Consider the following 22438-nt stretch of genomic DNA (forward strand, 5'->3'; position numbering starts at 1 on the left):
GCCGCGCGGCACGCTGATGATCCAGGGCACCACGTCCGACGCGGGCAAGAGCACGCTCGTGGCCGGCCTGTGCCGCCTTGCGCGCCGTGCCGGCGCACGGGTTGCGCCGTTCAAGCCGCAGAACATGGCGTTGAACAGCGCGGTGACGGTCGACGGCGGCGAGATCGGCCGCGCCCAGGCGCTGCAGGCGCTCGCCGCGGGCATCGCCGCGCACACCGACCTGAACCCGGTGCTGCTCAAGCCGACCAGCGATTGCGGCGCGCAGGTCATCATCCACGGCAAGGCGCGCATGAATCTCGATGCGCGCGCGTATCACGACTACAAGCCGGTCGCGTTCGAGGCGGTGCTGGAGTCGTATGCGCGGCTGCGCGCGTCGTACGACACGATTTTCGTCGAGGGCGCGGGCAGTCCGGCCGAGATCAATCTGCGCGAGCGCGACATCGCCAACATGGGTTTCGCGGAAGCGGTCGATTGCCCGGTCGTGCTCGTCGCCGACATCGATCGCGGCGGCGTGTTCGCGCATCTGACAGGCACGCTCGCGTGCCTGTCGGCGAGCGAGCAGGCGCGCGTGCGCGGCTTCATCATCAACCGCTTTCGCGGCGACGTGAGTCTGCTCGAACCCGGCCTCGACTGGCTCGAAGCGCGGACCGGCAAGCCGGTGCTCGGCGTCGTGCCGTATCTGCACGGCCTCACGCTCGACGCCGAAGACATGCTGCCGCCCGAGCTGCGCGCGGCGGGCAGCGGCGACGCGGCGCGCATGCTGCGCGTGGTCGTGCCGGTGCTGCCGCACATCAGCAATCACACCGATTTCGACGCCTTGCGCGCGCATCCGCAGGTCGACTTCCACTACGTGCGCAGCGGCACCGTGCCGCCGCCCGCCGACCTGATTATTCTGCCCGGCTCGAAGAACGTGCCGGGCGACCTCGCGTTTTTGCGCGCACAGGGCTGGGACGCCGTGCTCGCGCGGCATCTGCGCTACGGCGGACGCGTGATCGGCGTTTGCGGCGGCATGCAGATGCTCGGCCGCGAAATCGCCGATCCGCACGGTGTGGAGGGCGCGGCGGGCACGTTTGCGGGGCTCGGCTGGCTCGATTATTCGACGGTGCTCACGCGCGACAAGACGCTCAGGAACGTGAGGGGGCGCCTCGCGCTGCCCGGTGCGCCGGAAGTCGCGGGCTATGAGATTCATATGGGCGAGACGAGCGGGGCGGCGCTCGATGCGCCCGCGTCATGGCTCGACAGTGCGCAGGGGGCAGGCAGTGCAGACGAGAGCGGGAGCGCGGGCCGAGCGCGTCCCGATGGCGCCTTGTCCGCCGACGGGCAGATTCTCGCCACCTACGTGCATGGGCTGTTCGACACGCCGGCCGCGTGCGCGGCGCTGCTCGCATGGGCGGGGTTGAGCGACGCCGGGGAGATCGATTACGCGGCGCTACGCGAGGCGTCGCTGGAGCGCCTTGCCGATACGCTCGCGGAGCATGTGGATATGCGAAGGTTGTTCGCGGCGGTGGGGTGAGGGTTGGCGTCGGTTGGGGTGGGGCGAGGAACGAGGGGCAATGCGGGCGGCGCTGTTTCGTCGCTGCCCCGCAGTGATTTCGCCGTCGCGCCACACCCCCTATCGCTCAGTACAACACCATCTGCGTGCAGCGGAACAGCGCGATCGTCTTGCCGTCCGCGTCGGTTACGGTCGCGTCCCAGACCTGCGTGCTGCGCCCGAGGTGCACGCCTTTCGCGACCGCGCGGATCGTGCCCTGCGTCGCCGTGCCGAGAAAATTGCTTTTCAGCTCGATGGTCGTGAAATTGCGCGCGGTCTCCGGAAGATGCGCGATGCACGCGTAGCCGCAGGCGGTGTCGGCGAGGCCGATCACGGTGGCCGCGTGCAGGAAGCCGTTCGGCGCGAGCAGTTCCTCGCGCACCGTCAGTTCGGCGACCAGCACGTCCTGCTCCACGGACTCCACGCGCACGCCCAGCAAGGCGGGGAGCTTGCCCTTCTGGCGCTCGTGCAGGCGTTCGGCGGTGTATTCCGGGCGAAATTTGCTCATGAGATTCGGGTCCTTGTCGATAAAAACGGCGAGATGAAGCGGCCGATTTGCCGTTCGGGGGCTTCGGCCGCGCCGCATTTGTCGATATTATCAACGGCTGGACAGGCGGGTGGATCTGGAGACGGTACGGATCGGGTACGGATCGGAACTCGCCAGAGCGGGTCAGAGCAGATCAGGAGCAATTGCGCGGCAAACCGGCTGGCGGCGCCAGCCTTCTTTCCGGGAGATTTCATGTCGGTGATCGTGGTGGCGAATCCGAAGGGGGGCGTGGGCAAGAGCACGCTATCGACCAATCTGGCCGGCTATTTCGCGGCGGCGGGCGAATGGGTCGCGCTGGCCGATCTCGACAAGCAGCAGTCCGCGCACGCGTGGCTCGCGTTGCGGCCCGACACGCTGCCGGCCATCGAGACGTGGGAAGTCGACACCGACACGCCGGCCAAGCCGCCCAAGGGGCTCGAGCACGCGGTCATCGATACGCCGGCCGGCCTGCACGGCAATCGCCTCGGCATCGCGCTCGATCTCGCCGACAAGGTGATCGTGCCGCTGCAGCCGTCCATGTTCGATATTCTCGCCACCCAGGAATTTCTCGAACGCCTCGCCAAAGAGAAGGCGGTCAGAAAGGGCGCGATCGAGGTCGGCGTGGTCGGCATGCGTGTCGATGCGCGCACGCGCTCGGCCGAGCAGTTGCATCGCTTCGTCGAGGGGCTCAAGCTGCCGGTGCTCGGCTTCTTGCGTGACACGCAGAACTACGTGCAGCTCGCGGCGCACGGCCTGACGCTGTGGGATGTCGCGAAAAGCCGCGTGGAGAAGGATCTCGAACAGTGGCAGCCGATCGTCGAGTGGACGAACGGGACGGGCAGGAAGGGGTGACGCGGCCGCGCACGGGGAATGGGCGGAAACGATCCGGAAAGCTACGCACGGCCGGGAAAACTAGGCCGCGACCCGCGGCAATAACGGAAGAAAACAACTCGCGGGACTCACCGCGAGTCAATAGCGATCACCGTGCCGCTCAGGTCCAGCTCTGCGTCGGCACGTGATCCCGGCTGCCCTTGATCTTGTTGTTTTCGTCGACGAACACGAGATCCGGCTTCCAGCCCGCCTTCAGTTCAGCCTCGTCGACCACCGCGAATGCCGCGATGATGACCAGATCACCCAGCTGCGCGCGCCGCGCGGCCGAGCCGTTCAGCGAAATCATGCCGCTGCCGCGCTCGCCCTTGATCGCGTAGGTCGAGAAACGCTCGCCGTTGTTGATGTTCCAGATGTCGATGCGCTCGTTTTCGACGATGTTCGCCGCTTCGAGCAGATCTTCGTCGATCGCGCACGAGCCCTCGTAGTGCAGCTCGCAATGCGTGACCGCGGCGCGGTGGATCTTCGACTTCAGCATGTTGCGTTGCATGATCAATCCTGTGTGACTTCAGTGGCGCTCGCGCTTGCGGCGTCAGATTTCGAGGTTGTCGATGAGCCGGGTCGCGCCGAGTTTCGCCGCGGCCAGCACGACGAGTTCCGCGTCGGCGTCCTGCGCGCCGGGTGCGAGCAGGTTCGAGCGCTTGCGCACCGCGATGTAGTCGGGCTGCCAGCCGCGCGCGGCGAGCGCCGCGACCGCCGCCTGTTCGAGCTTCGCGAAGTCGCGCTCGCCCGCGAGCACCGCGTCGCGCACGCGATTGAGTTCGGCGGCGAGCATCGGCGCCTCGGCGCGCTCGGCGGCCGACAGAAAGCGGTTGCGCGAGCTCAGCGCCAGGCCGTCGGTGTCGCGCACGGTTTCGGCGGCGATGATGTCGGTCGGCAGCGCGAACTGGTGGCACATCTGGCGCACGATCATCAACTGCTGGTAATCCTTCTTGCCGAACACCGCGACACGCGGCTGCACGCACGACATCAGCTTCATCACCACCGTACAGACGCCGTGGAAGAAGCCCGGGCGGAATTCGCCCTCGAGGATGTCGCCCAGATCGTGCGGCGGATGCACGCGGTACTCCTGCGGCTCCGGATACATGTCCCTTTCGGTCGGCGCGAACAGCACGTAGACGCCTTCCTTCTGCAGCTTGTCGATGTCGGCTTCGAGGGTGCGCGGATATTTGTCGAAATCCTCGTTCGGGCCGAACTGCAGCCGGTTGACGAAGATGCTCGCCACGACGGGGTCGCCGTGCTGGCGCGCGAGGCGCATCAGCGACAGATGGCCTTCGTGCAGGTTGCCCATGGTCGGCACAAAGGCCGTGCGATTCTGGCCGCGCAACTGGTCGCGCAATTCATGGATCGAGCTGATGACTTTCATGATCGGACAGGGATTGGCTCGCGCGGCGCGCGATCCGGTTGGCGCAAGACCTCGGGGACTCGCGCAGGCCGCCTCACGGGCGATGACGGGTTCGGAGCGCGGATTGTAGTGGATTTGCGAGCCGGGCGCACCGAAACGCGGCGCCTGTTCGGCCTGCGGCGCGCGGCCCGTTCGCTCGGGAAGCCCGTCAGGTCTTGCGTTGGCGGGGCGTTCGGCGGCCAGAGGCGGAAATCACCCAGCCAGTCAGGCCGGCAGATAGGCAAGCCGCACGTAAATCGGCGCGAACGGCTCCGCCTGGGTGATCTCGACGAGCGATTCGCGGCACAGCTCCAGCACGGCGATGAAGTTCACCACCACGACCGGCACGCCCCGGCTCGTGTCGAACAGGTCGGAGAACTCGACGAAGCGCGCGTTCTGCAACTGCCGCAGGATCATGCTCATGTGCTCGCGCACCGACAGCTCTTCGCGCGAGATCTTGTGGTGCTGAACGAGCTTCGCGCGCTTGATCACGTCGGCCCACGCGGCACGCAGGTCCTCGCTGTTCACGTCCGGGAAACGCGGGGTGATGCTCTGCTCGATGTAGACCTCGGCGCGCAGGAAGTCGCGTCCGAGCTGCGGCAACTGGTCGATGCGCTGCGCGGCGAGCTTCATCTGCTCGTATTCGAGCAGGCGGCGCACGAGTTCGGCGCGGGGGTCTTCGGCTTCCTCGCCGGTGTCGGCCTTCCTGACCGGCAGCAGCATGCGCGACTTGATCTCGATCAGCATCGCGGCCATCAGCAGATACTCGGAGGCGAGTTCCAGATTGGTCTGGCGCAACTGCTCGACGTAGCCGAGGTATTGCCCCGTGACGTCCGCCATCGGGATGTCGAGCACGTTGAAGTTCTGCTTGCGGATCAGGTACAGCAGCAGGTCGAGCGGCCCCTCGAACGTTTCGAGGAACACCTCGAGCGCGTCCGGCGGGATGTACAGGTCGCTCGGCAGCTTGAAGAGCGGCTCGCCGTACAGGCGCGCGAAGGCGACGCCGTCGACCGTGTCGGGCGTGGAATCGGTGGCGGGGGTGGCGAGCGCGGCGTCCGACGGCGCGGGGCCGTGAATTGGGCTTTGCACCGGACCGTGTATCGGACCATGCGCCGGGCCGTGCACCTCGTCAGCGTGACTCATCGTCGGCGTGACTGGAGGCTCAGAAATTCTGGTAGTACTGGTAAGGCGTCTGTTCCACGCGCGAGGCCTTCTGCTCGGCGCGCTCCTCCAGATCGATCGGCTGTTTGTCCCACAGCAGCGAGCGGCCGCGGCGTTGCTCGGCTTCCAGATTGGGTTTCTGCTGCTTGAGCTGGTTCAGGAACTGGGTGATGTCCGATTGATACATGGCTCGACGTCCGTGGTGGGTGAAGTGGCGCGCGGCCGGCAAGTATTTGCGATGCAGCGCCGCCGTGGCGCAATTTTACCGCATGCGCCGCGTACGGTCGAAAAACACCGCCCGTTCTTTTTTGGGATCTCGCGCCTGCCGTCAATGTGGTCAAATAGCATGCCCGAGTGCGCCGCCGCGCGCCGTGGCGCAGGTATTCATCAACCGTGGCCGGAGGTTCTGTTTGGCGGGAGGTACGATCGACAAGCCGCGCTGGCGGCGCTGGCGTGAAAGCGAACGGCAGGCCGCACGGCACCGTTCGCCGCTCGTGCGGCGCTGGCTGCGCGCGTGGCTGGCGCTCGGCATCGTCCTGCTGACGCTTGCGGCCGGCGCGGCCCACGCGGCGCGTACGAAGCCAAGCTACAAGGTCGACGTCGTGGCCGAGCCGCGGTCGCTGCGCCGGCTGCTCGAACAGCACCTCGACATCGCCCGTTTCGCGAAGCGGCCCGACATCAGCGACGACCAGTTCTCGTTCCTGATTACCGCCACGCCGCAGCAGGTGCGCGACCTCGCCGCGACCCAGGGCTATTTCTCGCCGGTCGTGAGCACGGACGTGCAAACCGTCGACGACGTGCGGCACGTCACGGTGAGAGTCGAGGCGGGCCCGCAGACCATCGTCACGTCGGTCGATCTGTCGTTTCGCGGCGCGGTGCTGACCGAAGACCCGTCGCAGGAAAACGCGACCCGTTTCGCGTTCTCGTTGCACGAGGGCCAGCCGTTTTCGCAGGGCGCCTGGGACGATGCGAAGAACGCGTCGCTGCGCGAGTTGTCGTCGCGCCGCTACCTCGCCGCGAAGATCTACCACTCCGAGGCGCTGATCGATCCGCGCACGCGCACGGCGAAACTGTCGGTGGTCTACGACAGCGGGCCGACCTTCACGATGGGCGAAATCGACGTGCAGGGCACGCGGCGCTACCCGGAACGCATCGTCCACAACGTCAATCCGATTTCGCCGGGCGACGTCTATGACACGCGCCGCGTCGCCGAACTGCAGCGGCAGTTGCAGAACACCCCGTACTTCGCGAGCGTCGCGATCGACCTCGACAACGACCCGGCCAAGCCGCTCAACACGCCGGTGCACGTGAAGGTGTCGGAGTTTCCGTATCACAGCTTCCGCGGCGGCGTCGGCTATTCGACCGACAACGGCCCGCTCGTGCAGGGCGCTTACACGTATCTGAACACGTTCGGCGCGGCGTGGCCGTTCACCGTCGAAGGGCGCGCCGACCAGACCCAGCAATACGGGCAGATCCAGCTGTCGATGCCGCCGGGTCCGCGCGCGTGGACCAACAGCGTGCTGGCGTCCTATACGACCACGGACGTCTCAGACACGCGCATCTACAGCATCCGCGGCGGCGTGCAGCGCTCGCGCACCTCGCAATTCCTCGACTACAGCTACTCGCTGCTGTACTACGACGACCGGCTCGACCAGAACTCGGCGCCGCCGACCACCGCGCACGCGCTCGTGCCCGCGTGGTCGTGGACCCGCCGCGACACCGACGACCCGTTGTTCCCGCGCAGCGGCAACCTGATCCACGTCGAGGCGGGCTTCGCGATCAAGGGCATCCTGACCGACCAGTCGTTCATTCGCGGCTACGCGCGCGGCCAGCAATACCTGCCGATCGGCAACGACGACATCGTGCTGATCCGCGCCGAGCTCGGCGGCGTGTTCACGAGCGGCAGCTCGAGCGGTATTCCGGCGTCGCTGCTGTTCCGCGCGGGCGGCTCGAACTCGGTGCGCGGCTACGGCTTCCAGAGCATCGGTAACGACGTCGCCGGCTCGGTGCTGCCCACCAAATATCTCGTGACGGCGGCGGCCGAATATCAGCACTGGTTCTCGCACGACTGGGGCGCGGCGGCGTTCTTCGACATCGGCACCGCCACCGATACCTGGGGCGAAAAAATCTTTTATCCGGGCGTCGGCGTCGGCGCGCGCTGGCGCAGCCCGGTCGGCCCCGTCAACGTCGATATCGCTTACGGCATCCGCAACCGGAGCGTGCGGCCTTATCTGACGCTCGGCATCGCATTCTGATGTTTCGATGACAACCCGCTCCCTCATTCGCCACCTTATTCACGCATGACCACGGACGTCACCGACCCGCCCTCCGCGCAGCCGCCCGGGCAACAGCCGCCCGAAACGCCGCCACCGCACCGGTGGGGGCGTCTGCTGCTGAAAACAGTCGTGGGCACGGTGGCCGTGCTGGTGCTGCTCGTCGCGCTCGTGGCTGGTCTGCTGTACGGCGCGCTCACGACCGAGCGCGGCACCGCGTATGCATGGCATGCGGCGCTCAGGCTGCTGGGCGGCAGGCTCGGCGGCACGCTCGACGGCGGCACGCTCGCGAACGGCGTGCAGTTGCGCGACGTGCACTGGCGCAGCCTCGACGGCAGCGGCACCGATATCCAGATCGACCGCGTCGCAGGCCGCTGGGCGCTTGCGCGAGAGCCGTGGCGCTTCACGATCGACTATCTGCATGTCGGCACGATCGAGGCGCGGCTCGGCGAGTCGACGCCGAGCAGCAGCGAGCCGATGAAGCTGCCGCGCGATTTGCGCCTACCGATGCAGATCGACATCCGCGACGTGCAGGTCGAGCGGCTGCTGCTGCACCAGGGTGCGTCGACCACGGAGTTTTCGCACTTTGCTTTTCACGGGCGCAGTGACGGGCGTCATCACGAAGCGGCGGTCGACCGGCTCGATACGCCGTTCGGCGCGCTGACGGCATCGGTGAAGCTGGATGGCGTGGAGCCGTTCCCGCTCACCGGCGAGGTCGGCTATTCGGGCAAGGTCAACGACGAGGCGGTACAGGTCGGCGGGCATCTGAGCGGCACGCTCGAGCAGCTCGTCGCCGAACTCGACGCGAGCGGCATGAAGCTCACCGGCCATGCGCGGGTCGAGGCCACGCCGTTTGCCGCCGTGCCGCTGCAACGCGCGACGCTGAGCTTCGATCACGTGAATCCGCAGGCTTTCGCGCCCGGCGCGCCGCTGGCGGACCTGGCCGTGCGCGCGGAGTTGCAGCCGGTGGGGCAGGCGGGGGCGGGGGGTACGCCAGGTGCGACTGGCGCGGCGAGTGCGGCAAGCCTGGCGAGTGCGGCGAGTCCGGCGAGTGCGGCAAGTGCGGCAGGCCAGGCGAGTGCGGCGAGCGAAGCGGTCACCAGCAGCGCCGCGCAAGCCGCCGCGTCTGACGCCAGCCACGCTCACCACCATCACGCCGCCAAACCCGCGGCTGGCTTCGCCGTCGCTGGCCATGTGTCGATCGTCAATGCGAAGCCCGGCGCGATCGATCAGAACCTGCTGCCACTCATCGACGCGAACGCGGACGTGCGGCTCGACGCCCAGGCGCAAAGCATTTCGAACCTGAACGTGCGGATTGTGCGCAACGCGACGGTCACGGGCGGCGGCACGCTGAGCGGCAAGCATGGGCAGTTCGATCTGCGCGTCGCGCGGCTCGACCTGAACGCGCTGCAGGCGACGGTGCGGCCCACGCAACTGGGCGGCACGATCGGCATCCGCCTGAACGACGACATCCAGAGCCTCACGCTCGATCTCGCTGACCCGGCCGCGGCGCTGCGCGCGCAGGGCAAGGTCACGTTCGATCCGGCGCGCATCAGCTTCAACGACGTGCGCGTCACGTCGGGCCGCGGCCGCATCGATCTGTCCGGCGCGCTCAAGCATGATGCGAATTCCACCTACAACCTGAAGGCGCAACTGACCGACTTCGATCCGCTGTCGCTGACCTCGCAGATGCCGTCGCGTGCGCCGGCCACTGCACCGGGCACTGCACCGGGCACTGCATCGGGCAGGGCGCCGGCCACCACATCGGGCAGAGCACCGGCCACCGCATCGGGCAGAGCGCCGGCCACTGCACCGGGCAGAGCACCCGCCACCGCACCAGCGCGCAGGATCGAAGCGCGCGTGAACGCCACGCTCACCGCGGCCGGCGTGCTCGCGCCGGTCCTCACGACGCGCGCCGAATTCAAGCTCGGGCCGAGCGTCTACGACGACCTGCCGCTCACCGGCGGCGGCATGATCCAGCTGGCCGGCACGCGGATTCTGCCGAGCCGCGCGAATCTGTCGGTGGCGGGCAATCAGGTCGACCTGCAGGGCAGCTTCGGCGCACCGGGAGACCGGCTGCGCTTTCGCCTCGACGCGCCGCAGCTCGAACGGCTCGGCTTCGGCCTCGCGGGCGCCGTCGCCGCCGACGGCGACGTGACCGGCTCGTTCGCGCATCCCAACGTCGTGCTGAACTACAAGGCCGACAGCGTCGTGTTCGCGAGCAACCGCCTCGGTCATGCGGAAGGCCACGCCGAATTGCGCGACGGCGCGAACGGCGCGCTCGCATTCACGACCGACGCGCGCAACCTGAGCGCGGGCGGCGTCGAGCTGAGCACGCTCACGGCGCGCCTCTCCGGCACGCGTGCGAATCACACGCTCGAGGCCGCGGCCACCGGCAAACTGCAGGACCGCCCGCTCGATCTGACGCTCGCCGCCAACGGCAGGCTGACCGACACGCGTGACGTCACGCGCTGGGACGGCACCGTCACGCGTCTGCAGAATCGCGGCACGCCCGCGCTCAATCTCGAATCGCCGCTCGCGGTGAGCGCCGGGCCGGGGCGGCTCACGCTCGGCGCGACGCGCCTCTCGATCGAGGGTGCGATGCTGAACCTCAAGTCGTTCGTGTTCGATCGCGGCCGCATCCAGTCGGCCGGCAGCCTGACCGACGTTTCGCTTGCGCGTCTGCAGGAGTTGCGGCACGAGATTACCGGCGAGCCGCCGGCGGTCAGAACCGATCTCGTGTTCGACGGCGACTGGGACTTCTCGCTCGGCGCGACGGCGAGCGGTCACGTCCAGTTGCGGCGGCGCAGCGGGGACGTGACCGTCGAAATCGGCCGCGGGCTGGCGTCGATGGGTATTTCGGACATCAGCGCGCGCGCCGAATTCACGGGCGGCAACCGGCTCAACGCGACCGTGCACGCGCAGGCGAGCCGGGTCGGCGTGATCGACGCCGATGTGCATACCCCGCTCGTGATGCGCGACGGCATGCTGAGCGTCGACCCGCAGAGCGCGTTGTCGGGCAACGTCAACGCGAACGTGCCGTCGCTGCGCACCACGGGGGGGCTGCTCGGTCCGAGCTATCTGCTCGACGGGCGTCTCGCGCTCAAGCTCGCGCTCGGCGGCACGGTCGCGAAGCCGAACGTGACCGGATCGCTGACCGGCGACGGCCTGTCCGCGACCGTGGTCAGCCAGGGCGTGCAACTGAAGGACGGCGTGGTGCGCATCGCGCTGTCGCAGAACATGGTGGATTTCCAGCAGGTCGAGTTCCGCGGCTCGAGCGGCACGCTCCGCGCGACCGGCCGCATTCGCCTCGACGGCGCCGAGCCCGATCTGAGCGCGAGCGTCGTCGCCGACAAGCTCGATGTGTTCGCCTCGCCGGACCGCCATCTGTCGCTCTCGGGCAGCGCGAGCCTCGCGAATGGCGGGGCCGAGCGCGGCCTTGCGATCAACGGCAAGTTCGTCGTCGATAGCGCGCTGTTCGATATGCCCGAGCAGGCCGCGCCGAGCCTTGGCGACGACGTCGTCATCATCCGCCCGGACGGCACGCGCTCGGGCGGGCGGCCACCCCCGAGCGAGGAAGGCGGCCGGCCGGCCAGCCCGTTCGCGCCGCGCGCCAATATCGAGATCGGCCTCGGCAACAACTTCCGCTTCCGCGGCATGGGCGCCGATCTCGGCCTCGCCGGCACGATCACCGCGATGAGCGCGCCGAACACGCCGCTGCGCGCGGTCGGCAACGTGCGCGTCACGCCGGGTTCGACCTACACCGCGTTCGGCCGCAAGCTCTCGATCGAGAACGGCTTCTTCACGTTCAACGGTCCGGTCACCAATCCGGGCATCAACATTCTCGCGATGCGCCGCAACCAGCAGGTCGAGGCGGGCGTGCAGGTCACGGGAACGCTGCAGTTGCCGGTCGCGCGGCTCGTGTCGGAGCCGAGCGTGTCGGACAACGAAAAGCTCTCGTGGCTGCTGTTCGGCCACGGCACCGACCAGGGCAACAACCTCGGTCAGCAGAGCACGATGACGACCGCGCTCGCGCTGCTCGGCAGCGCGACCGGCAAGCGGATCGCGCAGACCGTCGGGCTCGACGAGTTTTCGATCGGGCGAAGCGACGTCGGCCTGACCGATCCGCAGGTGGTGATGGTCTCGAAGGCGATCAACGAATGGCTCGTGATCGGCTACGAGCAGGGGTTGCAGTCGGCGAGCAACGCGGTCAAGGCGACGATCAATCTGTCGCGGTACTGGTCGTTCGTGGTGTATGGCGGGACGTTCTATGGCGCCGATGTGCTGTACACGCGGCGCTTCGACCGGATCAAGTGGTGAGGCGGTGATGTAGCGGGCGCCTGAAGGGCGCCGCGCCTTACTTCACGCGCATTCCCGGCTTCGCGCCGCTATGCGGCTCGAGCACGTAGAGGCCCGGTTCGGCCTTCTCGTCCGCCGCCGATGCCGCGAGCACCATGCCCTCGGACATGCCGAACTTCATCTTGCGCGGCGCGAGGTTCGCGACCATCACGGTCAGCTTGCCGATCAGCTGCTCCGGCTGATACGCCGACTTGATGCCCGAGAACACGTTGCGGGTTTTCTCTTCACCGACGTCGAGCGTGAGTTGCAGCAGCTTGTCCGAGCCCTCGACCGCCTTGCAGTCGACGATCTTCGCGATGCGCAGATCGACCTTCGCGAAGTCGTCGATGGAGATGATGGCGGGCTCTTCTTCCTTCGCGGCGGCGGCCTTGGCGTTTTTCTTCGAGGCACCCTTCGCGTCGGCCGCAGCCGCTTCCGGCGTGGCTTGCAGCGACTCGCGGTTGGCCGCGAGCAGCGCTTCGATCTGCTTCGGGTCGACGCGCGTCATCAGGTGCTTGTACGCGTTGATCGGGCGCGCCGAGCTGAGCGGCACGTTCGCGTCGGCCCACTTGAGCGGTTCGATGCCGAGGAACGCCTCGACCGCTTCGGCGAGCTTCGGCAGCACCGGCTTCAGCGCGAGCGACAGCAGGCGGAACGCCTCGATGCTGACGCTGCAGGTTTCGTGCAGCGCGACCGCGTTGGCCGGGTCTTTCGCCTGATCCCACGGCTTCGCGGTATCGACGTAGGCGTTGACCGAGTCGGCGAGTTCCATCGTTTGACGCAGCGCGCGGCTGTATTCGCGCGCTTCGTAGTGCGCGGCGATCTGCGGGATCGCGGCGCGCAGCGTGGCGAGCAGCGGGTGGTGCATCGCGCTCTCCTGCACGCGGCCGTCGAAGCGCTTGATCAGGAAGCCGGCCGCACGGCTCGCGATGTTCACGTACTTGCCGACCAGATCGCTGTTCACGCGCGCCTGGAAGTCGTCGAGGTTCAGGTCGAGGTCTTCCATCGTGCTGTTGAGCTTGGCGGCGAAGTAGTAACGCAGCCACTCCGGATTCAGGCCGGTGTCGATCACGCTTTGCGCCGTGATGAAGGTGCCGCGCGACTTCGACATCTTCGCGCCGTCGACGGTCAGAAAGCCGTGCGCGAACACGTTGGTCGGCGTGCGATGGTCCGAGAACTCGAGCATTGCCGGCCAGAACAGCGTGTGGAAATACAGGATGTCTTTGCCGATGAAGTGGTATTGCTCAGTCTTCGAGCCCTTGCGGACCCATGCGTCGAAATCGAGGCCGCGCTTTTCGGCGAGATTCTTGAAGCTCGCGTAGTAGCCGACCGGTGCGTCGAGCCACACGTAGAAATACTTGCCCGGCGCGCCCGGAATCTCGAAGCCGAAATACGGCGCATCGCGCGAGATGTCCCAGTCGGCGAGCTTGGCTTCGCCGGCGTCGCCGAGCCATTCGCGCATCTTGTTGGTCGCTTCCGGCTGGGCGAGACCGCCGACCCAGGCGCGCAGGAAGTTCTCGCAGCGCGGATCGGACAGGCGGAAGAAGTAGTGCGTCGAGGTTTTGCGAATCGGCGTGGCGCCCGAGACGACCGAGTACGGATTGACGAGTTCGGTGGGCTGATAGGTCGAGCCGCAGACTTCGCAGCTGTCGCCGTACTGGTCCTTCGCGCCGCATTTCGGGCATTCGCCCTTGATGAAGCGGTCCGGCAGGAACATTTCCTTGACCGGGTCGTAGGCCTGCTCGATCTCGCGTGCCTCGATCAGGCCCGCTTCCTTGAGCGCGAGGTAGACGTTTTCGCTGAGAACGCGGTTCTCTTCGGAGTCGGTCGAATAGTAGTTGTCGAACGAAATGCCGAAGCTGTCGAAGTCGCGCTTGTGTTCCTGCCAGACGCGGTCGATCAGTTGTTTCGGGGTCAGCCCTTCTTTTTCCGCGCGCAGCATGACCGGCGTGCCGTGCGTGTCGTCGGCGCCCACGTAGTAGACCTCATGGCCGTGCATGCGCAGCGACCGGACCCAGATGTCCGTCTGGATATATTCGACCAGGTGGCCGATATGAATCTGCCCGTTCGCATACGGAAGGGCCGACGTGACGAGAATCTGGCGGCGGCCGGACGGCGCGCCTGCGGAGAGATCGGTGGCGGGTGCTGACATAAGGATCGTGGGTGCCTGCGGTGGGACGAAACGACAATTCTAGCAGGGCGGATGCTTCACGCGGGGTGGGCGGGGCAGGCCGGAGAGGCGGCTGCGCACCACGGCGGCAGGGTCGAGATGGCGAGCTATGGGAGCTAGACAGCGGACAAATCCGCAGACAAAACCGTGCGCCCAAAAAAAACCGGGGTTATTAACCCCGGAGCAACAACGACAAGAGGAGAATGGTGACGCGGCGGCTTCGCCAGCCACGTACCGTAAAGAGAGACCGCGGATTTCCGGCAGAGTTCGAAATTTTTTTCGTCGTCTTTCAGATTGCCTGGTGGGGTCTGAAGCTGGTCCGCAAAGCGGCGCGTAAATCGCCATGCCTCCCCGTTTTAAACGTGAACCGGGTGCGGGCGGCAACGCCCGGCACCCGCTTTCCCATTCTCCCGAAGCCTCGTCCTTACTGCGTTGCGTGCTGAGCCGTTGCGCGCAGATAGATTTCCACGCGACGGTTCGCCGCACGGCCCGCTTCGGTGTTGTTATCGGCGATCGGCTGGTTCGGGCCCATGCCGGTTGCGGACAGGCGCTGCGGCGCGATGCCGCGTTGCGCCAGATAGCCGGTCACGCTCTGCGCGCGGTTGACCGACAGCGTCTGGTTATATTGCAGCGAACCCGTGCTATCCGTATGACCGACCACCGACGCGACGATTTCCGGATTCTGCTGCATGGTCTGCGCGAGCTGGTCGAGCACCGGCGCGAACGACGGCTTGATCGCGTAGCTGCTGGTGTCGAACGTGACCGAGCTCGGGATGTTCAGCTTGAGCGAGCCGTCCGGCTGCTCGGTGATCTGCGTGCCAGTGCCCTTGGTGGCGCCCGACATGCGGTTGCGAATCGCTTCCCAGTTGTAGCCCGTGACGCCCCCAACTGCCGCACCGACGCCCGCGCCGATCGCCGCGCCCTTGCCGCCGCCGAAGATCGCGCCGAGCGCTGCACCCGTGCCGGCACCTACACCCGTGCCGACTGCCGTATTCGTGCCCTGTTGGGTGGCGCAGCCCGCCAGCAGGGAGCCGGCGACCGCGAAGACAGCCATGCGAGTCATGATTTTTGCATTCATTTTCGATTCCTCTTGAGTGAAGCGAATAAACCAGCGGATACCGCTAATTCAGTCAAACTATCCAGCGAACGTTACGACAGTACATACAGTGCAGCGAACCACCCGAAACACTCGAAATACGGCAATCCTACGCCTTTCTGCACGCCGGTCCGACAGCGCAGAAGGGTCTTCGGGCAACGCGTGCCGTCAGACACTACAATAATGCCTGAAGCGCGCAGTGATGCGACCCCATGGCGTCCCGCCAGCGGAAGCGTGCATGGCACGCGTGATTTTCGCAATGCTGTCTAACAATTTCTTTCAAATTCCGGCGCGCGGCCGCGATTTCGATACCGCCGCGCCATATGTGTCCCCCACGGAGTGCCAATGAGTATCGATCGGGCTTTGGTCGACGCCGCCCTCGCGGTCGTCGTTGACCCTAACACCGGCTTGCCGTACGCGGCCGCCAGGAATGTCCGCAACGTGGTCGTGGAAGGCGACGCCGTCAGCCTCGAGGTCGCGCTCGGCTATCCAGCGAGAAGCCAGTTCGACGCGATCCGCGCGCAGTTCGCCGAGGCGCTGCGCGCCGTGCCGGGCGTCGCGAACGTGCGGGTCGAGGTGTCCCAGCAGATTGCCGCGCATACGGTGCAGCGTGGCGTGAAGTTGTTGCCCAATGTCAAAAATATCGTCGCGGTCGCGTCCGGCAAGGGCGGCGTCGGCAAGAGCACGACCGCCGTGAACCTCGCGCTCGCGCTCGCGAGTGAAGGCGCGTCGGTCGGCATCCTCGACGCCGACATCTACGGCCCGTCGCTGCCCACCATGCTGGGTATCGTCGGCCGCCCCGAATCGCCCGACGAGAAATCGATGAACCCGATGACGGGCCACGGCGTGCAGGCCAACTCGATCGGCTTCCTGATCGAGGCGGATAACCCGATGGTGTGGCGCGGCCCGATGGCGACCTCGGCGCTCGAGCAACTGCTGCGTCAGACCAACTGGCACGACCTCGACTACCTGATCGTCGACATGCCGCCCGGCACCGGTGACATCCAGTTGACGCTCGCGCAGCGCGTGCCGGTGACGGGCGCCGTGATCGTCACGACGCCGCAGGACATCGCGCTGCTCGACGCGAAGAAGGGGCTCAAGATGTTCGAGAAGGTCGGCATTCCGATCCTCGGCATCGTCGAGAACATGGGCCTGCACATCTGCTCGAACTGCGGCCACGAAGAGCACATCTTCGGCGCGGGCGGCGGCGAGCGCATGGGCAAGGAATACGGCGTCGACGTGCTCGGCAGCCTGCCGCTCGACATCACGATCCGCGAGCAGGCCGACTCGGGCACACCCACGGTCGCGGCCGACCCGAACGGACGTATCGCGGAGATCTACCGCTCGATCGCGCGCAAGGTGGCGATTCATATTGCCGAGCGAGCGCGCGACATGACCTCGAAGTTTCCGAACATCGTCGTGCAGAACACCTGAGCGACAGGCGAGGGACACGCGAAAACACGCGGCCAGCCGTTCGGACAAGGGCGCGGGGCGTCTGTTTACGTGTGGTCTCGCGGTATCATGTCGACTTCACAGGTTCGGCTCGGCGGCCGCAAGGGCGGCCGCCAGGCCGGCAAGAGGATCGCATGGGAAAACGAATCGACGGGCAGGCGGTGCATGCGTTCATCGTCCTGACTGCCTGCTGCGTGCTGTTAAGCGGCTGTGGCGTGTTCCTGAGACCACAGGAAAAGCGCGCCGACGCGCAGTTGCTGCCCACCGTGGGCAATCAGGCCCACGGCCTCGTGACGTTTATCGAGCGCTCGGACGGCGTCCAGGTCACCTACAACCTGGCGGGCTTGCCGCCCAATAGCGACCACGCACTGCAGATCCACGAGCGCGGCGACTGCAATGCCGCCGACGGCTCGAGCACGGGCCAGGTATTCTCTCCAGCGGCCGAGCGGCTCAAAGTGGGCGCGCGAGTCGAGGGCGATCTCGGCAACATCCATGCGGACACGAATGGCGTAGCCACCGGTTTCATCGTCGCGCCGGACGTGTCGCTCGACGGCATTCGCTCGGTGCTGCAGCGTGCAGTCGTGCTGCATCGCGACGCAACCGACCCTTACGCCTATCCGCAGCATGGCGCCGGCGTCGCGCTCGCCTGCGGCGTGATTCGCCAGTAGTGAACCCGTGACTGAACCAGTAACTGAGCCCGTGAGTGCGCCCGTAGTGAGCGTGAGTGAGCCGCGAGCGAGCCGCCTGAGCGGCGCACGTCGCCCCCGTTCACGGACCCGGTCCGCGCCGCTCGCGGCAGCATTTCCATGATCGCGTAAAATATGCGCCTTCCGCCGCGGGCCGGGCGCCGGGCGGTTGTTTTTCACCCACCTTTCGTCACACCTGACATTCAAGTCGAGCAGCGTTCACCTATGACCATCAAATCCGACAAGTGGATCCGGCGCATGGCCGAGTCGCACAAAATGATCGAGCCGTTTGCGCCCGATCAGGTTCGCGTCTCCGAAGATGGCCGGAAGATTGTCAGCTACGGCACGTCGAGCTACGGCTACGACATTCGCTGCGCCGACGAATTCAAGATCTTCACGAACATCAATTCGACGATCGTCGATCCGAAGAACTTCGACGAGAAATCGTTTGTCGATTTCAAGGGCGACGTCTGCATCATCCCGCCGAACTCGTTCGCGCTCGCGCGCACGGTCGAATACTTCCGCATTCCGCGCAGCGTGCTGACCGTGTGTCTGGGCAAGTCCACGTACGCGCGCTGCGGGATCATCGTGAACGTGACGCCGTTCGAGCCGGAATGGGAAGGGCACGTCACGCTCGAATTCTCGAATACGACACCTTTGCCTGCGAAAATCTACGCAAACGAAGGCGTCGCCCAGGTGCTGTTTTTCGAAAGCGACGAAATTTGTGAGACGTCGTACGCGGATCGCGGCGGCAAATATCAAGGTCAGCACGGCGTCACGTTGCCTAAAACGTGACGCCGGCAGCGTATTGACCCATCAGTTATTCGGGTGACCGCTGCACTTACCAGATAAGTCAGCGGTCGTTTTCTTTTTGGAGAATCGCCCATGAAGTTCCGTTTTCCCGTCGTCATCATCGACGAAGATTTCCGCTCCGAGAACATCTCGGGTTCCGGCATCCGGGCTTTGGCCGAAGCTATCGAGAAAGAAGGCGCGGAAGTGCTCGGGTTGACGAGCTATGGCGACCTGACCTCGTTCGCGCAGCAGTCGAGCCGCGCGTCGTGCTTCATCCTCTCGATCGACGACGACGAGCTGCTGCCGTACGTCGATAACGTGGTCGTGGAAGGCGAGACGCCGGAACTCGCCGCCGCGATCGTCGCGCTGCGCGCGTTCGTGACCGAAGTGCGCCGCCGCAACGCCGACATTCCGATCTTCCTGTACGGCGAGACGCGCACCTCGCGCCACCTGCCCAACGACATCCTGCGCGAGCTGCACGGCTTCATCCACATGTTCGAGGACACGCCGGAGTTCGTCGCGCGCCACATCATCCGCGAGGCGAAGGTTTATCTGGATTCGCTCGCGCCGCCGTTCTTCAAGGAACTGGTGCAGTACGCGGAAGAGGGTTCGTACTCGTGGCACTGCCCGGGCCACTCGGGCGGCGTCGCGTTCCTGAAGAGCCCGCTCGGCCAGATGTTCCACCAGTTCTTCGGCGAGAACATGCTGCGCGCCGACGTCTGCAACGCGGTCGACGAACTCGGCCAGCTGCTCGATCACACGGGTCCGGTCGCGGCCTCGGAGCGCAACGCCGCGCGCATCTTCAGCGCCGACCACGTGTTCTTCGTGACCAACGGCACGTCGACCTCGAACAAGATCGTCTGGCACGGCACGGTCGCTCCCGGCGACATCGTGCTGGTCGACCGCAACTGCCACAAGTCGATCCTGCACGCGATCACGATGACCGGCGCGATTCCGGTGTTCCTCACGCCGACGCGCAATAACTTTGGGATCATCGGTCCGATTCCGCGCAGCGAGTTCGAGCCGGAAAACATTCGCAAGAAGATCGAGGCGAACCCGTTCGCGCGCGAAGCGCTCGCGAAGAACCCGGGCCTCAAGCCGCGCATCCTGACGATCACGCAAAGCACGTACGACGGCGTGATCTACAACGTCGAGATGATCAAGGAGATGTTGGGCGAATGGCTCGACACGCTGCACTTCGACGAAGCGTGGCTGCCGCATGCCGAATTCCACGAGTTCTATCAGGACATGCACGCGATCGGCGCGGGGCGTCCGCGCATCGGCGCGATGGTGTACGCGACGCACTCCACGCACAAGCTGCTCGCCGGCATCTCGCAGGCTTCGCAGATCGTCGTGCAGGACTCGAAGAACAGCCGCTTCGACAAGCATCGCTTCAACGAGGCGTATCTGATGCATACGTCGACGAGCCCGCAGTACGCGATCATCGCCTCGTGCGACGTGGCCGCGGCGATGATGGAAGCGCCGGGCGGCACGGCGCTCGTCGAGGAATCGATTGCCGAAGCGCTCGACTTCCGCCGCGCGATGAGCAAGGTCGACGCCGAATACGGCGACGACTGGTTCTTCAAGGTCTGGGGCCCGGACCAGTTCGCCGAGGAAGGCATCGGTTCGCGCGACGACTGGATGCTGCGCCCGAACGACGCATGGCACGGCTTCGGCCCGCTCGCCGAAGGCTTCAACATGCTCGACCCGATCAAGGCGACCATCGTCACGCCGGGTCTCGACATGGACGGCGGCTTCGGCGAAACCGGCATCCCGGCGGCGATCGTCACGAAGTATCTGGCCGAGCACGGCATCATCGTCGAGAAGACGGGGCTCTACTCGTTCTTCATCATGTTCACGATCGGTATCACGAAGGGCCGCTGGAACTCGATGGTCACGGAACTCCAGCAGTTCAAGGACGACTACGACAACAACCAGCCGCTGTGGCGCGTGCTGCCCGAGTTCGTCTCGCATCATCCGATGTACGAGCGCGTCGGTTTGCGCGATCTGTGCCAGCAGATTCACAGCGTTTATCGTGCGAATGACATCGCGCGCCTCACGACCGAGATGTACCTCTCGAGCATGGAGCCGGCAATGAAGCCGTCCGACGCGTTCGCGAAGCTCGCGCACCGCGAGATCGACCGGGTGCCCATCGACGAACTCGAAGGCCGCGTCACCTCGATCCTGTTGACGCCGTATCCGCCGGGCATTCCGCTGCTGATTCCGGGCGAGCGCTTCAACAGGACGATCGTCAACTACCTGCGCTTCGCGCGCGAGTTCAACGAACGCTTCCCGGGCTTCCATACGGATATCCACGGGCTCGTCGGCGAAATGATCAACGGGCGCATCGAATATTTCGTCGATTGCGTTCGCGTTTGACGATGCAGAGGGTGAAGTTCCTGGCAGGAATCGGTGGCGGGCGGCGCAGGTTCGGCGCGCGGGCCGCTATCGTGGCGATGGCGGCGGTTGCGGCGGCGACGCTCGGCGGCGCGTGGAGTCCGGCGGCGCATGCCGAGGTGGGTGCCGCCGATCCGATCGACGCGTCGATGCGCGCGTGTCTCGCGCGCGCCGACATGTCGACGACGACCGGACAGGTGCAGTGCATGGACAACGCGCGGATCGGCTGGAAGGCCGCGCTCGATAGCGCCTACCAGCAGCTTCTGGCGAAGCTGCCGCCCGCGCGGCGCAAGCCGTGGGAAAAGAGCCAGGCAAGCTGGCTCGCTTCGCGCGAGGCTGAAAAGCCGATGCTCGCCGCGGTGTTCGCGACGACGCAGGGCTCGATGTACGTGCTCGCCGAAGCCGACATGCAGCTGCAGCCGGTGCGCGACCGTGCGCTCGCGCTGCGCGGCGCTCTCGCCAATGCGGGCGGGCCGGTGCCGCGCCGTCCGCGCGCGTGCAACGCCGACGCGCGCTGCGAACACGCGATGTTCGATCTGAACCGCTACTACCGCGTGCTCGAATCGAAGATGCCGGCGTCCTCGCGTCCCACGCTGGTCCGCGCGCAGCGGGCCTGGAGCGCGTATCTCACGGCGTCCACCCCGCTCGTCGACGAGCGCGGGCGCATCGACATCATCGGTGCGCGCCTCGCGACGATCAAGCGCCTGTCCGAAACGGTCGGCAACAACTGACGGCCACGCACGGCGCCAGTCGTCAGTCGATCAGATAGTTTTCGGCGCGCTGCGGCGACGCAAGCGGCGGTTCGCCGCACAGATCGCGCAGCGCGTCCTCGATGACCACGGACATGGTGTTGAGCGCGAGGTCGTTGTCGTCGGTGCCGAACGGTTCTTCGAGCTGCGAGGCGATCGCCTCGTGCGCCATGAAGGTGTACGCGACGAACACCGCGAACACCGGCGTGAAGACGCCGATGCTGTCGACGAGACCGAACGGCAGCGACGCGCAGAAGAAATACACGGTGCGGTGAATCATCACCGAATACGCGAAGGGCAGCGGCGTCGACGCAATGCGCTCGCAGCCGCCGATCACGTCCGACAACCCATTCAGATTGCGGTCGAACGCGAGCACCGCCATCGGATCGAGCGCGCCTGCGCGCGCGTGGCGCCGGACCCATTCGCCGAGGCAGAGCATCAACGTGGCCGGCTTGTAGCGCGCGGCTATCACGCGCTCGAACAATGCGTCGGGCAGACGGGCGGCCAGGTCTTCACGCGGGTCGGTCTTGCGCAACTGATGACGCAGCGCATGCGGCAGCGCGCTCAACATCGCGAGAAATTCGGCGGCATCCTCTTTCGACAACTCCCGCGACGGCAGCGTCAGCACCTGGCGCGTGAGCGAGCGCGACTCGTTGAGCAACTGGCCCCACAGCTTGCGCGCTTCCCACCAGCGGTCGTAGCTCGCGTTGTTGCGAAAGCCGAGAAACACCGCGAGCGCGATGCCGACGAGCGAAAACGGCGCGGTCGTGTTGAGGTTCAGGCTGACGGGCAGCAGATGATCGTGCGCGGCGAGCGCGACGATCGAAATGCCGAAGATCAGGAAGAGCCGCGGCAGCAACTGCGGCAACACCGAGCCGTGCCACGCGAGCAGCATGCGGAACCAATGGAGATGCGGGCGGATGATCATGGGGCTGGGCGGGTGGCGTCGGGCGGTAAAGCTTCTATTATCGATTATCGACCGCCTGGGGTCCGCA

The 22438-nt window shown here is 66.2% G+C and carries 17 protein-coding genes; 9 read left to right on the forward strand and 8 right to left on the reverse strand.

Features of this window, described 5'->3' with window-relative positions; genetic code table 11:
• Positions 1–16: 16 nt before the first annotated feature.
• The gene (locus B9Z01_RS14880; protein ID WP_244196035.1) at positions 17–1513 is read left to right on the forward strand and encodes a cobyric acid synthase; all 1497 of its coding nucleotides are present in this window, start codon (positions 17–19) and stop codon (positions 1511–1513) included.
• Positions 1514–1619: 106 nt separating this feature from the next.
• Here B9Z01_RS14880 and B9Z01_RS14885 read toward each other — a convergent pair whose 3' ends face one another.
• A complete protein-coding gene (locus tag B9Z01_RS14885; protein ID WP_085484243.1) occupies positions 1620–2039 on the reverse strand; it encodes a PaaI family thioesterase in 420 nt (139 codons plus the stop codon).
• Positions 2040–2270: 231 nt separating this feature from the next.
• On the opposite strand from B9Z01_RS14885, the gene B9Z01_RS14890 reads away from it, so the two are divergent.
• Positions 2271–2909, forward strand: coding sequence for a ParA family protein (locus B9Z01_RS14890; protein ID WP_085484245.1), 639 nt, complete (start codon positions 2271–2273; stop codon positions 2907–2909).
• Between the two features lie 139 nt (positions 2910–3048).
• On the opposite strand, the gene panD is transcribed toward B9Z01_RS14890, so the two are convergent.
• From panD to B9Z01_RS14910, 4 genes are all read right to left on the reverse strand, one after another.
• The gene (gene panD, locus B9Z01_RS14895) at positions 3049–3435 is read right to left on the reverse strand and encodes an aspartate 1-decarboxylase (protein ID WP_085484247.1); all 387 of its coding nucleotides are present in this window, start codon (positions 3433–3435) and stop codon (positions 3049–3051) included.
• 42 nt (positions 3436–3477) lie between these two features.
• Positions 3478–4311, reverse strand: coding sequence for a pantoate--beta-alanine ligase (panC, locus tag B9Z01_RS14900; RefSeq protein WP_085484249.1), 834 nt, complete (start codon positions 4309–4311; stop codon positions 3478–3480).
• A 243-nt stretch (positions 4312–4554) separates the two neighbouring features.
• Positions 4555–5472, reverse strand: a complete 918-nt coding sequence (locus tag B9Z01_RS14905; RefSeq protein ID WP_085484251.1) for a segregation and condensation protein A — start codon at positions 5470–5472, stop codon at positions 4555–4557.
• A gap of 19 nt (positions 5473–5491) precedes the next feature.
• The gene (locus tag B9Z01_RS14910; RefSeq protein WP_085484253.1) at positions 5492–5677 is read right to left on the reverse strand and encodes a DUF3460 family protein; all 186 of its coding nucleotides are present in this window, start codon (positions 5675–5677) and stop codon (positions 5492–5494) included.
• A gap of 223 nt (positions 5678–5900) precedes the next feature.
• Between B9Z01_RS14910 and B9Z01_RS14915 the strand changes: the two genes are divergently transcribed.
• Entirely contained in the window at positions 5901–7745 is a 1845-nt protein-coding gene (locus tag B9Z01_RS14915; protein ID WP_085484255.1) for an autotransporter assembly complex protein TamA, read from the forward strand.
• A 45-nt stretch (positions 7746–7790) separates the two neighbouring features.
• On the forward strand, positions 7791–12083 hold the full coding sequence (locus tag B9Z01_RS14920; protein WP_085484257.1) for a translocation/assembly module TamB domain-containing protein: 4293 nt from the start codon (positions 7791–7793) through the stop codon (positions 12081–12083).
• Between the two features lie 37 nt (positions 12084–12120).
• Here B9Z01_RS14920 and metG read toward each other — a convergent pair whose 3' ends face one another.
• Together metG and B9Z01_RS14930 are read right to left on the reverse strand one after the other, a co-directional pair.
• Positions 12121–14253 carry a methionine--tRNA ligase gene (metG, locus tag B9Z01_RS14925; protein WP_085484259.1) on the reverse strand — a complete coding sequence of 711 codons (2133 nt, stop codon included), beginning with the start codon at positions 14251–14253 and terminating at the stop codon, positions 12121–12123.
• A gap of 442 nt (positions 14254–14695) precedes the next feature.
• Positions 14696–15349 carry a YiaD family glycine zipper/OmpA-like lipoprotein gene (locus tag B9Z01_RS14930; protein WP_085484261.1) on the reverse strand — a complete coding sequence of 218 codons (654 nt, stop codon included), beginning with the start codon at positions 15347–15349 and terminating at the stop codon, positions 14696–14698.
• Between the two features lie 363 nt (positions 15350–15712).
• Between B9Z01_RS14930 and apbC the strand changes: the two genes are divergently transcribed.
• From apbC to B9Z01_RS14955, 5 genes are all read left to right on the forward strand, one after another.
• Positions 15713–16801, forward strand: coding sequence for an iron-sulfur cluster carrier protein ApbC (gene apbC / locus B9Z01_RS14935; protein WP_085484263.1), 1089 nt, complete (start codon positions 15713–15715; stop codon positions 16799–16801).
• 152 nt (positions 16802–16953) lie between these two features.
• Entirely contained in the window at positions 16954–17487 is a 534-nt protein-coding gene (locus B9Z01_RS14940) for a superoxide dismutase family protein (protein ID WP_085484265.1), read from the forward strand.
• 243 nt (positions 17488–17730) lie between these two features.
• Positions 17731–18300 (forward strand): dCTP deaminase, encoded by a 570-nt coding sequence (gene dcd / locus B9Z01_RS14945; RefSeq protein ID WP_008924193.1) that lies wholly within the window; start codon positions 17731–17733, stop codon positions 18298–18300.
• A 90-nt stretch (positions 18301–18390) separates the two neighbouring features.
• Complete coding sequence (locus B9Z01_RS14950) at positions 18391–20676, forward strand: arginine/lysine/ornithine decarboxylase (protein WP_085484267.1); 2286 nt, start codon at positions 18391–18393, stop codon at positions 20674–20676.
• 2 nt (positions 20677–20678) lie between these two features.
• Positions 20679–21425, forward strand: a complete 747-nt coding sequence (locus tag B9Z01_RS14955) for a lysozyme inhibitor LprI family protein (RefSeq protein WP_167387492.1) — start codon at positions 20679–20681, stop codon at positions 21423–21425.
• Positions 21426–21447: 22 nt separating this feature from the next.
• Here the strand turns inward: B9Z01_RS14955 and B9Z01_RS14960 are convergent, their stop codons facing one another.
• Positions 21448–22371 (reverse strand): bestrophin family protein, encoded by a 924-nt coding sequence (locus B9Z01_RS14960; protein ID WP_085484271.1) that lies wholly within the window; start codon positions 22369–22371, stop codon positions 21448–21450.
• Between the last annotated feature and the right edge of the window lie 67 nt (positions 22372–22438).

The sequence above is a fragment of the Paraburkholderia susongensis genome (assembly GCF_900177725.1).
In the GTDB taxonomy this organism is placed as follows: Bacteria; Pseudomonadota; Gammaproteobacteria; order Burkholderiales; family Burkholderiaceae; genus Paraburkholderia; species Paraburkholderia susongensis.

Bases quoted from the DNA above. Each gene is read 5' to 3' on its own strand.
- B9Z01_RS14880 (WP_244196035.1), top strand. From the start codon at position 17: ATGATCCAGGGCACCACGTCCGACGCGGGCAAGAGCACGCTCGTGGCC.
- B9Z01_RS14885 (WP_085484243.1), bottom strand. From the start codon at position 2,039: ATGAGCAAATTTCGCCCGGAATACACCGCCGAACGCCTGCACGAGCGC.
- B9Z01_RS14890 (WP_085484245.1), top strand. From the start codon at position 2,271: ATGTCGGTGATCGTGGTGGCGAATCCGAAGGGGGGCGTGGGCAAGAGC.
- panD (WP_085484247.1), bottom strand. From the start codon at position 3,435: ATGCAACGCAACATGCTGAAGTCGAAGATCCACCGCGCCGCGGTCACG.
- panC (WP_085484249.1), bottom strand. From the start codon at position 4,311: ATGAAAGTCATCAGCTCGATCCATGAATTGCGCGACCAGTTGCGCGGC.
- B9Z01_RS14905 (WP_085484251.1), bottom strand. From the start codon at position 5,472: ATGAGTCACGCTGACGAGGTGCACGGCCCGGCGCATGGTCCGATACAC.
- B9Z01_RS14910 (WP_085484253.1), bottom strand. From the start codon at position 5,677: ATGTATCAATCGGACATCACCCAGTTCCTGAACCAGCTCAAGCAGCAG.
- B9Z01_RS14920 (WP_085484257.1), top strand. From the start codon at position 7,791: ATGACCACGGACGTCACCGACCCGCCCTCCGCGCAGCCGCCCGGGCAA.
- metG (WP_085484259.1), bottom strand. From the start codon at position 14,253: ATGTCAGCACCCGCCACCGATCTCTCCGCAGGCGCGCCGTCCGGCCGC.
- B9Z01_RS14930 (WP_085484261.1), bottom strand. From the start codon at position 15,349: ATGAATGCAAAAATCATGACTCGCATGGCTGTCTTCGCGGTCGCCGGC.
- apbC (WP_085484263.1), top strand. From the start codon at position 15,713: ATGAGTATCGATCGGGCTTTGGTCGACGCCGCCCTCGCGGTCGTCGTT.
- B9Z01_RS14940 (WP_085484265.1), top strand. From the start codon at position 16,954: ATGGGAAAACGAATCGACGGGCAGGCGGTGCATGCGTTCATCGTCCTG.
- dcd (WP_008924193.1), top strand. From the start codon at position 17,731: ATGACCATCAAATCCGACAAGTGGATCCGGCGCATGGCCGAGTCGCAC.
- B9Z01_RS14950 (WP_085484267.1), top strand. From the start codon at position 18,391: ATGAAGTTCCGTTTTCCCGTCGTCATCATCGACGAAGATTTCCGCTCC.
- B9Z01_RS14955 (WP_167387492.1), top strand. From the start codon at position 20,679: ATGCAGAGGGTGAAGTTCCTGGCAGGAATCGGTGGCGGGCGGCGCAGG.
- B9Z01_RS14960 (WP_085484271.1), bottom strand. From the start codon at position 22,371: ATGATCATCCGCCCGCATCTCCATTGGTTCCGCATGCTGCTCGCGTGG.